Origin of the sequence: Nocardia sp. BMG51109, from assembly GCF_000526215.1 — a bacterium.
In the GTDB taxonomy this organism is placed as follows: Bacteria; Actinomycetota; Actinomycetes; order Mycobacteriales; family Mycobacteriaceae; genus Nocardia.
Genome location: NZ_JAFQ01000004.1, coordinates 6069873 through 6082646, shown reverse-complemented (window position 1 = coordinate 6082646; position 12774 = coordinate 6069873). Strand labels below are relative to the sequence as shown.

15 protein-coding genes are annotated in these 12774 nt (G+C 71.0%); 8 read left to right on the top strand and 7 right to left on the bottom strand.

The window, feature by feature from the left end:
• Nucleotides 1–11 precede the first annotated feature (11 nt).
• A complete protein-coding gene (locus tag D892_RS0128945) occupies nt 12–1301 on the bottom strand; it encodes a DUF418 domain-containing protein (RefSeq protein WP_084161760.1) in 1290 nt (429 codons plus the stop codon).
• A 116-nt stretch (nt 1302–1417) separates the two neighbouring features.
• On the opposite strand from D892_RS0128945, the gene D892_RS0128940 reads away from it, so the two are divergent.
• The gene (locus tag D892_RS0128940) at nt 1418–2170 is read left to right on the top strand and encodes a TetR/AcrR family transcriptional regulator (protein ID WP_198037011.1); all 753 of its coding nucleotides are present in this window, start codon (nt 1418–1420) and stop codon (nt 2168–2170) included.
• A gap of 137 nt (nt 2171–2307) precedes the next feature.
• Here D892_RS0128940 and D892_RS42360 read toward each other — a convergent pair whose 3' ends face one another.
• Entirely contained in the window at nt 2308–2598 is a 291-nt protein-coding gene (locus tag D892_RS42360) for a hypothetical protein (RefSeq protein ID WP_036567554.1), read from the bottom strand.
• A 60-nt stretch (nt 2599–2658) separates the two neighbouring features.
• The gene (locus D892_RS42355) at nt 2659–3069 is read right to left on the bottom strand and encodes a MarR family winged helix-turn-helix transcriptional regulator (RefSeq protein ID WP_036567553.1); all 411 of its coding nucleotides are present in this window, start codon (nt 3067–3069) and stop codon (nt 2659–2661) included.
• A 90-nt stretch (nt 3070–3159) separates the two neighbouring features.
• Between D892_RS42355 and D892_RS0128925 the strand changes: the two genes are divergently transcribed.
• A complete protein-coding gene (locus tag D892_RS0128925) occupies nt 3160–3885 on the top strand; it encodes an SDR family oxidoreductase (RefSeq protein ID WP_024804582.1) in 726 nt (241 codons plus the stop codon).
• A 299-nt stretch (nt 3886–4184) separates the two neighbouring features.
• Nucleotides 4185–4550: a hypothetical protein gene (locus D892_RS0128920; RefSeq protein WP_232236196.1), complete on the top strand. Its 366-nt coding sequence runs from the start codon at nt 4185–4187 to the stop codon at nt 4548–4550.
• Nucleotides 4551–4614: 64 nt separating this feature from the next.
• On the opposite strand, the gene D892_RS0128915 is transcribed toward D892_RS0128920, so the two are convergent.
• Both D892_RS0128915 and D892_RS0128910 read right to left on the bottom strand, forming a co-directional pair.
• Nucleotides 4615–6036 carry an amino acid permease gene (locus D892_RS0128915; RefSeq protein ID WP_036570144.1) on the bottom strand — a complete coding sequence of 474 codons (1422 nt, stop codon included), beginning with the start codon at nt 6034–6036 and terminating at the stop codon, nt 4615–4617.
• 57 nt (nt 6037–6093) lie between these two features.
• Nucleotides 6094–6567: a Dps family protein gene (locus D892_RS0128910; protein ID WP_024804579.1), complete on the bottom strand. Its 474-nt coding sequence runs from the start codon at nt 6565–6567 to the stop codon at nt 6094–6096.
• A gap of 143 nt (nt 6568–6710) precedes the next feature.
• On the opposite strand from D892_RS0128910, the gene D892_RS0128905 reads away from it, so the two are divergent.
• The 4 genes from D892_RS0128905 to D892_RS0128890 all read left to right on the top strand — a co-directional run bounded on the left by D892_RS0128905 (nt 6711) and on the right by D892_RS0128890 (nt 10723).
• A complete protein-coding gene (locus tag D892_RS0128905; RefSeq protein ID WP_198037010.1) occupies nt 6711–8087 on the top strand; it encodes an MFS transporter in 1377 nt (458 codons plus the stop codon).
• A 76-nt stretch (nt 8088–8163) separates the two neighbouring features.
• Nucleotides 8164–8526, top strand: a complete 363-nt coding sequence (locus tag D892_RS0128900; protein ID WP_084161757.1) for a MarR family winged helix-turn-helix transcriptional regulator — start codon at nt 8164–8166, stop codon at nt 8524–8526.
• A 329-nt stretch (nt 8527–8855) separates the two neighbouring features.
• Nucleotides 8856–9341 (top strand): universal stress protein, encoded by a 486-nt coding sequence (locus D892_RS0128895; protein WP_024804576.1) that lies wholly within the window; start codon nt 8856–8858, stop codon nt 9339–9341.
• Nucleotides 9342–9430: 89 nt separating this feature from the next.
• Nucleotides 9431–10723, top strand: a complete 1293-nt coding sequence (locus D892_RS0128890; RefSeq protein ID WP_024804575.1) for a DoxX family protein — start codon at nt 9431–9433, stop codon at nt 10721–10723.
• Here D892_RS0128890 and D892_RS0128885 read toward each other — a convergent pair.
• Both D892_RS0128885 and D892_RS0128880 read right to left on the bottom strand, forming a co-directional pair.
• Nucleotides 10710–11189, bottom strand: a complete 480-nt coding sequence (locus tag D892_RS0128885; RefSeq protein WP_024804574.1) for a nitroreductase family deazaflavin-dependent oxidoreductase — start codon at nt 11187–11189, stop codon at nt 10710–10712. The genes D892_RS0128890 and D892_RS0128885 overlap by 14 nt on opposite strands.
• A 95-nt stretch (nt 11190–11284) precedes the next feature.
• Entirely contained in the window at nt 11285–12127 is an 843-nt protein-coding gene (locus D892_RS0128880) for an alpha/beta fold hydrolase (RefSeq protein ID WP_024804573.1), read from the bottom strand.
• A 56-nt stretch (nt 12128–12183) separates the two neighbouring features.
• On the opposite strand from D892_RS0128880, the gene D892_RS42350 reads away from it, so the two are divergent.
• A complete protein-coding gene (locus tag D892_RS42350; protein WP_084161274.1) occupies nt 12184–12774 on the top strand; it encodes a TetR/AcrR family transcriptional regulator in 591 nt (196 codons plus the stop codon).

The following is a 12774-nucleotide window of genomic DNA, read 5'->3' as shown; positions in this document are numbered from 1 at the left end:
TTCCGGACAGGCTATACCTCACCGCGCTCGGTGGCTCGCCCGGGCGTCGCCGAGCCGGGACCGGCGGTGCCCGGAGCGTCCCGCGCCGGCGGGCCGGGCCGTTCCAGCAGCACCGGGCGCCGGGCGATGGTGATCCAGCGCAGCACCCATTCGGCCGGTCCGTAGCGGAACCGGCGCAGCCACAGCGCACTGAGCGCCAGCTGCGCGCACCAGATCCCGATCGCGAGGCCGAGCAGGCCCGCCGGCGACACCGAACCCGCCGCACCCACGCCGATTCCGCTGAACACGATCAAGCCGATCGCCGACTGCGCCAGATAGTTCGTCAGCGCGATCCGCCCGGCCGGTGCGAGGGCGCGGCCCACCCAGGCGGTGCCCGGCCGGTGCATCGCGCGCAGCAGCGTCGCCACGTAGGCCGCCGTCAGCAGCGGCGCACTCGCGATTCCGGCCACCGCGGTCAGCGTGCCGGCGGGCCCGCCGCCCAGCGCGTACACCAGTCCCCCGGCGAGGCCGATCGGAAATCCGATCCACTGCATCCGGCGCAGCACCGGTTCGTCGCCGCGCACCCGCGCCAGCAGTCCGCGACGCCCGGCGACCATGCCGAGCAGGAACATCGCCAGCGCGGTCGGCCCCTGCAGGGTCAGCGACTGCGCCACCAGCAGCGGCAGGCCCGCCAAGTGTTCGCCGACGATGTCGCCCCAGCCGCCCAGCATGGCCCGCGTCTGCTCGGCCGCCGTCGCGCGTGCCTCGCCGGCGGCGGGGAAGAACGCCGAGGTATCGGCGAACAGGCCGACCGCCGCGGTCGCCACCAGCACGACGCCGTAGATCCGGCCCGCGACGCGCACCGCCGTCCGATCCCGAATACCCCGCAGCGCCACCAGGATCAGGCACACCACGGCATAGGTGGCGAGGATGTCGCCGCCGTAGAGGAACACCGTGTGCAACACGCCGAATACGAACAGCCCCGCGATCCGGCGCAGCATGCGCGGCACGAAGACGGCCCCCATCCGGTCGGCGGCCGACTCCTCAGCCCGGGTCGTGGCCGGCTCCTCAGCCCGGGCCGCGGCCGACATCTGCAGGGTGAAGCTGTAGCCGAACAGGAACGAGAACAGCAGGTAGAACTTCATGCTCACGAGCAGTTCGATCGCCCCGCGCGCGGCGTCGTCCAGCGCGCCGGGGTACGCCGGGTCGGCGACCAGGTTGGCCGGATAGGCCGACGCCATGAAGGTGATGTTGACGACGAAGATGCCCAGCAGCGCGAAACCGCGCAGCGCGTCGACGTCTCGAATGCGCTGTCGAGCCATGAAATCCTCCCCCGGCGACCGGGCGTTCAGTTTAATATCCACTAGATACTTTCTTGTGGATACTATCTCGAGGACACCACCGATGCCAGGATGGATTCCATGCGAGGAGGCCGAGGGTGAGCGAGGAGACGATTCCGGTCGAACTGGCGCGGCTGTGGCGGCTCCCGGCCCCGCACCGGCAGGGCCGCCCGCCGGCGCTGGACGTGGACCGCGTGGTCGCGGCCGCGGTGGAACTGGCCGACGATCAGGGGCTGGCCGCCGTCACGCTCGACAAGGTCGCGCGCACACTGGGTTTCACCAAGATGGCGCTGTACCGCCATGTCGGGTCGAAGGACCTGCTGGTGGAGCTGATGGTGGATGCGGCCGTCGGTGCGCCGCCGGATATCCGCCGCCCGCCCCGCCAGTGGCGGGCCGCGCTCACCGACTGCGCGCTCGCCCTGCGCGAGCGCTACACCCGCCGCGGCTGGCTGCTACAGGCCCCGACCGCCGGCCCACCGCGCGGCCCGCATCTCATCGGATGGCTGGACGTGCAGTTGCGCGCCCTGCGCGAAGCGGATCTGGACCGGGGCACCAAGCTCGGCCTGCTGATGCCGCTGGACGGCTACGTGCGCCAGGCCTGCCTCCAGGAACAGCAGATGCGAGCCGCCCGCGGCGAGCGCGACCAGGCCGACGTCGAATACGAATACGGCGCCGCCCTCGCCCGCCTGATCGATCCCCGGCACTTCCCCGACGCGGCGGAACTGTTCGCCGCCGACCCGTTTCCGGAATCCGCCGCACCCGGCCGCGACATCGCGGCGGAGGACTTCCGCTTCGGCCTGGACGTCGTCCTCGACGGCATCGCGGCGGCACTCACCCGCACCCGCCGGTGACCGGCATCATCCGGCGGGCCACATCGCCCGATACCGTTCCCGCACAACCATTCCCGACGGCCGTTCCGCACGACCGCTCCCGGCCGACACCGGATGATCCGCTGCCGGTCCGGCGCGACTCGGCGCGCGGTCGGCCCTCAGGGATTCGGTGGCAGTATCGGCGAGGTGAACACGTCCTCCAGCGGCGTGGGGCCGGTGTAGCGGCGGCAGCGGCAGCCGGTCCACTCCTTCAGGCCGTGACCGGTCTTGCGGAAGATCTCGGCGTGACAGGTGCCGGTCTCCCGATCGTGCAGGGCCAGGTCGTGGCCGCAACCGCAGGGCCCGGGCGACTGCGCGCCCGAGCGGCCCCGCCGGCGCCCGGCGCGGCCCAGCGCCCAGCCGGCACCGAGCAACCCGGCACCGACGACGAGACTGAGGGGATCGAACATGATTGCAGTATACGTATACGCATAGCCTGTGCGACCGGGATCCCGCGAATCGGGACGAACTCAGCCACCCAGTAGAGCGGCCAGCGCGGCGAACCGGTCCGGATCGGCCGCCACGAGGGCAGGAAACCGGTCCGCGATCCGCTCCGTCAACGCCGCCCGCACCCGTGCCCGCAGCGCGACCCCCTCGGGCGTCGGCACGATTCTGATGATCCGCCGGTCGTGCGCGTCGGGCTCCCGGGCCAGCAGCCCCCGCCGCTGCAACCGGTCCACCACGCCGGTCACGTTCGTCTTGTCACAGCCCAGCAGGGTCGCGAGCTCACCGAACGACGGGTGCCGCCGATCGAGCAGGCACAGCAGCTGCGTCTGCTGACTGGTCAGCTCGAACCGGCGCGCGACCTCGGCGTACAGCGCCGCCGCCTCGCGGTGCACCGTCATGACCGCCGTCGTGAGATCCGATGTCCCGTCGCCCATTCCCGCCAGTCTAGGTCACGGACTGTTGACATCATCGACCAATTAGTCGAGCATCTCGACTATCGTTAATGTCTACTTTCAGGAGACCCCATGCCCGTAGCACTGATCACCGGGGCCGCCCGCGGAATAGGCCGCGCCATCGCCCGCCGGCTCGCCGCCGACGGCGTGCGGGTGGTGGTCAACTATCGCGAAAATGCTGGTGCCGCACAGGAACTCGTTGCCGAGGTGATACGGGAGGGTGGCTCGGCGACCGCCGTACCCGGCGATGTCGCCGATCCGGATCAGTTGCTGCGGTTGTTCGACGCCACCGAGGACGCCTTCGGCGGGCTGGACATTCTGGTGGTCAACGCGGGTATCGCGCGTTTCGCGCCGATCGCGGACGCCTCGACGGAGGATTTCGATCAGCAGTTCGCCGTGAACACCCGCGCGACGTTCCTCGCCCTGCGCGAGGCCGCCCGCCGCCTCCGCGACGGCGGCCGCGTCGTCGTGATATCCAGCGGCGCCACGGTGACCGGGCGCCCCGGCGCCGGCGTGTACGCGGCGAGCAAGGCTGCGACCGACCAACTGGTCCGCGCCGCGGCCGGAGAGCTCGGCGCGCGCGGTATCACGGTCAACAGCGTGCGCCCCGGCGCCATCCGCACGGACTCGCTGCTCGGCACCGTCGACACCGCCGCGCTCGACGCGATCGCCGACCGGACACCGCTGCGGCGCATCGGCGAGCCCACCGACATCGCCGGGATCGTCGCATTCCTCGCCTCCGCCGACGCCGGCTGGATCACCGGCCAGCACCTGCACGCCGGCGGCGGGCTGTTCTGACCTCGCGATCGCCGCATCGGTGCCGGCTGGACCCCAGCCGGGAGCGTGCCGGGAGGACGGGACCGGACAACCGGCGCCGGGTCGATCGGGCCGGAGCGACTGCGCCGACGTCGAGAACCGGTGGCACGATCCCGGACGAGCAGGAGCGCCGGGGCCACGGCGACGAGGCCGGAACATCTACGCCGGAAGGACCGGCCGGAACAGCGGCACCGGAACGACGAGGCCGGATCGGGCTGTGCCGGTGCCGCAGCGGGCGGGAGTAGGCCGGCGGCGGCTGGGTATTCGCCGGGCGTGAGGAGGTGGTCCGGTTGGTCGACGACGTCGAGAAGCGGTGGCACGATCCCGGAATGTTTCGCCGGGCCGCCACCTATGTCGCGGGCGTGCTGGTGGCCGCCGCGCTCGTGTTCGTCGTGGTCCTGCAGTGGGCCGGTCGCCGCGAACCGTGCGCCGGGGCGGGGACCACGTTCTGCGATACCGCCTCGCGCGCAACGGTTCTCGCGGGTCCGGGACTCGTCCTGGTGATCGGGACCGTGGGCGCGTTCGTCGCCACCTACCGGGTGTGGAAGCGGCACCGGGCGTGGCCGATCTGGCAGGGCGCGGGATGGTTCCTGATGACCGTCACGCTGGCCTACCTCGCGATCGCCGCCGGAACGGCCGGCGCCTGAGAATCGAAGGCTCGCCGGAGCGTCGTGCCCGAACCGGCATCCGGGCACGACGCTCCCGCGGTCGCTACCGGGCCGGGACCGCGGCGGCGCGGCGGCGGGCGAGGGTGTTCATCAGTGGGTATCCCGCGCAGACGAGTACGCCCCAGACGAGGCCGACGATCAGGGCGGTGCGGCCGCTGTCGGTGAAGAACAGCAGCACCACGACCAGCCCGAGGAACGCCAGCGCGAGGGTGCTGGTGAGCGGGGCGCCGGGCAGCCGGTAGTCGGCGGCGGGCAGGTCACCGCGCCGCACCTTGGCCCGGTACAGGAAGTGGCAGACCAGGATCATCCCCCACACGAAGATGATGCCCATGGTGCTGACGGAGGTGATGTAACTGAACGCCTTGTCCGGCGAGACCACGTTCACGACCACACCGATCACCATCATCGCCGCCGACACCACGATGCCGCCGTAGGGCACCTGCCGGCTACTCAGCCCGGACAGTGCGGCCGGCGCCTCGTCGCGCAGCGACAGGCTGCGCAGCATCCGCCCGGTCGAGTAGATCCCCGAGTTGCACGACGACAGCGCCGCGGTCAGCAGCACGAAGTTGATCAGACCGGCCGCGCCCGGAATCCCGATGCGGGAGAACACCTCCACGAACGGGCTGGTGCCGTCCTCGAACTGGGTCCAGCTCACCACCGACATGATGATGATCAGCGCACCCACATAGAACAGGCCGATCCGCAGCGGCAGCGTGTTGATCGCCTTGCGCAGCGTCTTGCGCGGCTCGGCCGCCTCACCCGCGGTCACCCCCACCAGTTCCACACCGACATAGGCGAACACCACGATCTGCAACGCCAGCAACGCCTGCCCGTACCCGGTCGGGAACACGCCCCCGTCGTCCCACAGGTTGGTCACCGTGGAGTGGTCGGTGTTGCCGAACCCGAAGATCAGCACACCCAGCCCGATCAGGATCATCCCCGCGATAGCGACGATCTTGATCGCGGAGAACCAGAACTCGCCCTCACCGAACAGCTTCACCGAGATCAGGTTCGCCGCGAACAAAATACCGAGCACCACCAGCGCGGTCAGCCACTCCGGCACCGCGAACCAATACTTCACATACTTGCCCGCGACCGTGATCTCGGCCATACAGGTAGCCACCCACACCGCCCAGTACGTCCAGCCGGTCACGAAACCCGCGAAACGGCCCAGGAACTCGTTGGCGTACTCGGCGAAACTCCCCGACACCGGCCGATAGGTCAGCAACTCACCCAGCGCCCGCATGATCACGAAAATAGCCAGCCCGGCCGCCAGATAACACAGGATCAACGCCGGACCGGCCTGCTCGATGGCGCCACCCGCACCATAGAACAAACCGGTGCCGATCGCGCCGCCGATCGCGATCATCTGAATCGTGCGCGGGTTCAACCCGCGCTTGTAACCTTCCTCGCCGGCGGACGCGAGGGGTGGCGCGCCGGGCGCCTCCGTGGGGTTGGTCGTCATGATCGGCACGCTACCGCGCTGGTCGCGGCGGCGCTCGGCCGACCGTTCAGCAAATTCTCAGCTTTGCTGGGCCTCCCACATCCAATGCAGCTGCTCCAGCCGCGCGGTGATGTCCAGGAACAGATCCTGGGTTACCGGGTCGGCCTTGTCGGTGGTGTCGATGCGCGCGCGCATCCGGCCGATGATCGCGGCCAGGTTGCCGGTGATCGCGTCGATCACGTCGTCGTCGCGCTGCCAGCCGGCCGGAAAGCCCTGAGCCGCGGATTCGTCGGCAACGGTGCGGGCCCGGCCGTCCGGGCTCACCCCGATCGCGGTGGCACGCTCGGCGGTGGAATCGGTGAACTGCCGCGCGACCGTGACCAGTTCGTCCAGGGCCTGGTGCAGGGTGCGGAAGCGGGGGCCGATCACGTTCCAGTGGGCCTGCTTCGCGATCAGCGACAGATCGATCAGATCCACGACGGCCGCGCTCAGCGCCTCGCCGGCAATGCGCTGCTGTTCGGGATCGAGAGTGGTCGTAATGGGCTGTGCCACGGCTGACTCCCTTCGCTTGTTCCGACATCCCCGGAGCTACCCGCGTTGTGCGTGATCAACCCCGGTCGCCACGGCGCCTGCCGGTGAGTCATCCCACAGCGGTATCGATTGCTCCGAGTTAATTGTGAATTCACAATAATTTGGTGCCTGCCACTGTCGAGGGGCTGACCGCACGCCGGAAGACGATCGTTCTGGTGACGTGCTGCCTGAGCCTGCTGATCTCGTCCATGGACGCGACGATCGTCAATGTCGCGATACCCACGATCCGCTCGGATATGAACGCGCCGCTGTCGCGCCTGCAGTGGATCATCGACGTCTACACCCTCACCCTGGCCAGCCTGCTGATGCTCTCGGGCGCGGCGGCCGACCGGTTCGGGCGCCGGCGGGTGTTCCGCATCGGCCTGATCACCTTCGCGGCCGGATCGCTGCTGTGCAGCCTCGCGCCGAATATCGACGTGCTGATCGGGGCGCGGTTCGTGCAGGCCCTCGGCGGATCGATGCTCAACCCGGTGGCGATGTCGATCATCACCACCGTCTTCACCGGCCGCGTCGAGCGCGCCCGGGCCGTCGGGGTCTGGGGCGCGGTGGTCGGGATCTCGACCGCGCTCGGGCCGCTGGTGGGCGGCGTGCTGATCGACGCGCTGGGCTGGCAGTCGGTGTTCTGGATCAATCTGCCGATCTGCGCGGTCGCGCTGGTGCTCACCACCGTCTACGTGCCCGAATCCAAGTCGCTGACGCCGCGCGGGATCGATGCGGTCGGCCAGGCGCTGGCCGTCGTGGTGATGTTCACGCTGGTGTTCGGGCTGATCGAGCGGCAGCCGATGATGTTCGCGGTGACCGCGGTGGCGTTGGCGGCGTTCCTGTTCCACGAGTGGCGGCATGTGTCGCCGTTCATCGATCTGCGCTTCTTCCGCAGCGTCCCGTTCACCTCGGCCACGGTGACCGCGGTCTGCGCCTTCGCCGGACTGGGCGCGTTCCTGTTCAGCGCATCGCTGTATCTGCAAGGGACGCGGCACTTCTCCGCCGTGCACACCGGGCTGCTGTATCTGCCGATGGCGCTGGGCGTGCTGATCTGCTCGCCGCTGTCGGGGCGGCTGGTCGGCCGGTACGGCACCCGGCCGTCGCTGCTCGTGGCCGGGGCGTTCATGGCGGTATCGGCCGCGTTGCTCACCACGCTGCGGGCCGACACCCCGATGTGGCACCTTATCGTCATGTTCGCGATGTTCGGCATCGGATTCGGCACGGTGAACGCGCCCATCACCACGTCCGCGGTCAGCGGTATGCCCAACGATCGTGCCGGTGCGGCGGCGGCCCTGGCGTCCACCAGCCGGCAGATCGGGGTGAGCGTCGGGGTGGCGCTGTGCGGCCTGCTGACCGGTGCGAGCCTGTGGTGGGTGGTGGCCGCGCTCGCCGTGGTCATCATCGTCCTCGGCGCGGTCGCCGATACCGGGTGGGCGCGACGATCCCTGGACCGGGTGGCGCCGCTGCTGGAACAGAAGGTCCCGACCGGTGTCCGATAGCGCCGCGCCCGCCGGAACCCGGGCCGAGGATCCGCCGACTCCCGACGAGGTCTGGCGGTTGCTCACGCATGTGGTGATGGACACCCGCGATCAGTGGAAGCGCGCGGTCGTCGAGCGAACGGGTATGGCGTTCAGCCGGATTCGCGTGCTGCGCCGGCTGCGCCAGGGGCCGATGACGATCAAGGATCTCGCCCGCGCCACCACCATGGACGCACCGGCCACCACGGTCACCGTCAACGATCTCGAGCAGCGCGGCCTGGTGGTGCGCCGCACCGACCCGTCCGACCGCCGGTCGAAACTGGTGTCGGCCACCGAATCCGGCCTCGCCCTGCTCGCCGACGCCTACGCCACCCCCGACCCCGCCCCGGACACCCTGGCGGCCTTCTCCCCCGCCGACCTGGCCGTCCTCCGGGATCTACTGCGCAGACTGGAACACTGACACGCAGACTGGAACACTGACACAGCGTGTCCGGTAACTCGGCCCCCTGCTCGGAGGTCCGGGGATCGTGAAACGTCCTCATCGCGAGTTGCCGCCCACGCCGCGAGGTTACGGGCCGGAGCAGGCCGCTCCGCGGGGGCGATCGAGCACACCGACTGTCACCTGCTGCCCGGATCGAACTCCGTACGGCGCCGTCGAGCACGTCCCGGAACATCGGCCGACGCCGCGTGCCACGGCCGACCTGCCGCACCCGAGACGTCCCGGTCACCGTCCATCGCTCGACCGTGCGGCCTGACTGAGCAGAGGGTTTCGTGTTCTAGGCTCGATACGTGGCGGAGGAGAAGACACCCGAGTGGGCGCCCGGCGCGGCGTCCGGGTTCGAACTGGGCACCGACGGGCCGAAGGTCATTCTGGTCGGCATCGACGGATCCGATGCCGCCTGGCGGGCGGCCGCCTATGCCGCCGGGCTCGCCCGCCGCCAGAACGCGCTGCTGGCAATGGTTTACGTGCGGCAGTGGATGTCGATGGCGGGCGCCTACGGGGCCGATGTGCAGGCGGTGACCGCCGAGGTGGCCGACGATCTGGCGCGGGAGATCCAACGGCACGCCGAGCAGGTCAAGGACGTCTACGCGATCCGGTGGAAGTTCCTCACCCGGCGCGGCGATCCCTACTTCGAGCTGGCCGCGGCCGCCGACGAGCTGAAGGCCGACGCGGTCGTCGTGGGCGCGTCGGAGAAGGCCGGGCACCGGCTGGTCGGCTCGGTCGCGGTGCGGCTGGTCAAGGCGGGGCGCTGGCCGGTGACCGTGGTTCCCTGAGCCCTGAACCCGGTACCCCGAACCCGCGCGTTTGGCCGACCGGTACGCGGGAACCCGCCGGGACAGTCGTCGAGGGAAAGGGTCTCACCATGATCATCCGCCGACTTGCCCGGCCGCTGCTGGCCACAGTCTTCGTCGTCGACGGGGTCGACACGCTGCGGCATCCGGAGCCGCGCGCGAAGGCCGCGGCGACCCTGGTGGCGCGCGGCGAACGAAGTCTGTCGCAGGAGCAGGCCGCCAAGCTGCCCGATCCGGGCCGGATCGTGCGCGTCAATGCCGCCGCCCAGGTCGGGGCCGGCGTACTGCTCGCCGTGGGCCGGGTGCCGCGGCTGGCGGCGCTGGTACTGGCCGGCACCGTCGTGCCCGCCACCGTCACCGAACAGGATTTCTGGAACGAATCCGACCCGGATCGCCGCCGGGCCAAGCAGACCGCGTTCCTGAAGGATCTCGGCCTGCTGGGCGGGCTGATGATCGCGTCCGCCGACACCGAGGGCAAACCGTCGATCGGCTGGCGCGGCCGCCGCGCCGCCCGCCGGGCCGCCACCGCCCTGCCGTTCGGCTCCGGCGGCGACACGCTGCGGGACCGGCTGCAACAGCAGGCGGTTCACGGCCGCGACCTCGCGCACACCGCCGCCGAGAAGGGCGTGGTCCTGGCCGCGGCCGCCCAGGACCGGGGCGGCGACCTCGCCGAAACGGCCAGGCACCGCGGCGCCGAACTCGCCGACGTGGTCCAGGACCGCGGCCCGGATCTGGCCGAAGCGGCCCGCCGGCGCGGCGAGAAGTGGGCCGCGCAGGCCCGCCACCGCGGCGCCGAGCTGCTCGACACCGCCGAACATCGCGGCGCCGAGTGGAAGGAGACCGCCGAACGCCGCGGTCCCGAGTGGGCCGAAGCGGCCAGGCACCGCACGGCCGACCTCGCCGAGGCGGCCCGCACACGCGGCGGGCAATGGACCGAGCAGGCCCGCCACCGCGGCGCGGAACTGCTCGACACCGCCGAACACCGGGGCCCGCACTGGGCGGATACCGCCAAGCACCGGAGTGCGGACCTGACCGGCGCGGCCCAGCGGCGCGGCGGGAAACTGGCCCGGCGCGGCAAGGACCGCGGCGCGGAACTCGCCGAGACGACCCAGCGGCGCGGCCGGAAATGGGCCGAACAGGCCCGCCACCGCGGTGCCGAACTCGCCGACACCGCCGAACATCGCGGCGCCGAACTGGCCGAGCGCGCCCGATACCGCGGCGCGCACCTGGCGGAGACGGCCCGCCACCAGGGCGCCGAATACGCCGACCTGGCCAAGGAACGCCGCAACGCCCTGGCACGCACCGCACGTTCGGCGGCGGCCGTGCGGAACCCGCGCGAACGTGGCGTGCTCAGATTCGGGTGAGTTCGTAGATGCGGAAGATGCGGGGGCCGGCGAGGCGCTGCTCCATGGTGTAGCCGGGCCAGTAGGCGACGGCGCGCTGCCAGGCGCGGTCGCGGTCGGGGCCGGTCAGGCGGTGGACCCTCACCTTGAAACGTTCGCCGTCGCTGTGGATTTCGGCGTGGTCGGCGGCGTCCAGGTTGGCGGACCAGGCCGGGTGGGCGGGGCGGCCCCAATTGGAGCCGATCAGCAGGTAGGTGCCGTCGCCGCCCGGGACGTAGAGCAGGGACACCGTGCGGGCCAGGCCGGTCTTGCGCCCCGTGACGGTCAGCTGCATCGACGGCAGCCCGGCCAGATCGAGGACCCCGTGCCGCCCCCGGGTCAGCCGCCGGACGGCACGCTCCAGGACCGCAACGACAGGGGCGGCGCGCATGACCGAGGGACGGCGCGCGATGGCGCGGCCCACGGCGGGCAGTGGGTTCCTGGGCACTCCCTCACCGTATCGGCGTGTCGTTTCGCAGGCGTGGCCCGCCCGTAACCGTGGGCTGTCGACCATCCCCTCCATGGCCGAGGGCCGGGCCACGCCTACCGGTGGTCCGGCGCTCCGAGGAATTCCGCCATCGCCTTCGCCACCGCCGCGGGCTGATCGAGCATCGACAGCACGTAGGCCTCGTCGATCTCGACCAGGCGGCCGTGCGGCAGCAACTCGGCCAGCCGGGCCCCGTGCGCGCGCGGCATCACCTTGCCGGCCGACGACCACAGCACCAGCGCCGGGCCCGGAAACGTCCGCAGCGCTTCGGTATTCGCGATGAGTTCGGCCTTGTCCGGCATCGCGCGGCCGTACTTGCGCACGTCGCGCCCGATCCGCGGATCGCGCAGGGCCGGTGCGGTCCAGGCGTGCGCCAGCTCGTCCGAGATCGGGGCGCGAGCCATCTGCCCGAACAGCAGCGGCGAGTTCCGCAGGGCGCCGATGCGCAACTGCCGCAACCCGATCGGCAGCGCGCCGGGGACCCGCAGGAGCAGGACGGCCATCTTGCCGGGGAACCCGGGCGGGAAGTTGTCGAAGGCCTCGCACGGCAGCACGATCAGCCGCGACACCCGCTCGTCGAGCCCGTAGGCGGTGAGGAACAGCCCGCCGCCCCAGTCGCTGTGCACCAGCGTGACATCCCGCAGGTCCAGCGCCGCAAGGAAATCCGCGATCAGGACATTCTGGCCGCGCAGGGACAGGTCGGCCTCGTCGCGCATCGGCTCCGGATGCGAACCCAGCGGCAGGTCGGGACGGATGTAGCGGAACCCGCTCGGCAGCAGCTCCAGCACCGCGTCCCAGACCGTGTGGTTCATCAGCAATCCGTGCAGCAGCACCACCGGCGGGCCGTCGCCGTGCTCGACGTAGTGCACGGGGCCCGCGGGGACGTCGACAACAGGCATGGAAAAGTCCTTCCACTAGAACAGCCGCTCTAGAGCATGTGCTCTAGTGTGGTGGTATGGCGGAGAAGATGTCAACCAGCACCCGGACCCGCATCCTGACCGCAGCGAGCGAGTTGATGCGCCGCCAGGGCTACGGCGCCACCAGCGTCAAACAGCTCACCGCGGCGGCCGGCGCCCCGATCGGTTCGCTGTATCACCACTTCCCCGAGGGCAAGCAACAGATCGCCGCCGAGGCGCTGCGCACCAGCGGAGCCGCCTACATCCAGCTGCTGCCGTTGCTGATGGATCCGTACGAGGACCTGCGCGAGGCCGTTCCCGCCGCATTCGACGCGGCGGCCGAGCAGATGGAGCAGTCCGGCTGGATGAACATGTGCCCGGTCGGCACGGTCGCCGGCGAGATCGCCGACAGCGAGCCGGGGCTGCGCGAGGTGGCCGCGGAGGTCATCGCCGGTTGGATCGACCGGGGCACGGACTACTTCGTGCGCCGCGGCCTGCGCCCCGAGCCCGCCCGCGAATTCACTCTCGCCATGCTGAGCGCCTTGGAAGGGGCGTTCATCCTGAGTCGCACCCTGCGTTCGGCCGACCCCCTCCGCGCGGCCGGGCGCACCCTGGCCACCCACCTCGGCGCCGCACTCGCCCCACGGTGA

What these genes read in the sequence shown, in the direction of transcription:
- D892_RS0128945 (WP_084161760.1), bottom strand. Translation starts at nt 1,301, where the DNA reads ATGGCTCGACAGCGCATTCGAGACGTCGACGCGCTGCGCGGTTTCGCG.
- D892_RS42360 (WP_036567554.1), bottom strand. Translation starts at nt 2,598, where the DNA reads ATGTTCGATCCCCTCAGTCTCGTCGTCGGTGCCGGGTTGCTCGGTGCC.
- D892_RS42355 (WP_036567553.1), bottom strand. Translation starts at nt 3,069, where the DNA reads ATGGGCGACGGGACATCGGATCTCACGACGGCGGTCATGACGGTGCAC.
- D892_RS0128925 (WP_024804582.1), top strand. Translation starts at nt 3,160, where the DNA reads ATGCCCGTAGCACTGATCACCGGGGCCGCCCGCGGAATAGGCCGCGCC.
- D892_RS0128915 (WP_036570144.1), bottom strand. Translation starts at nt 6,036, where the DNA reads ATGACGACCAACCCCACGGAGGCGCCCGGCGCGCCACCCCTCGCGTCC.
- D892_RS0128900 (WP_084161757.1), top strand. Translation starts at nt 8,164, where the DNA reads ATGGACACCCGCGATCAGTGGAAGCGCGCGGTCGTCGAGCGAACGGGT.
- D892_RS0128890 (WP_024804575.1), top strand. Translation starts at nt 9,431, where the DNA reads ATGATCATCCGCCGACTTGCCCGGCCGCTGCTGGCCACAGTCTTCGTC.
- D892_RS0128880 (WP_024804573.1), bottom strand. Translation starts at nt 12,127, where the DNA reads ATGCCTGTTGTCGACGTCCCCGCGGGCCCCGTGCACTACGTCGAGCAC.
- D892_RS42350 (WP_084161274.1), top strand. Translation starts at nt 12,184, where the DNA reads ATGGCGGAGAAGATGTCAACCAGCACCCGGACCCGCATCCTGACCGCA.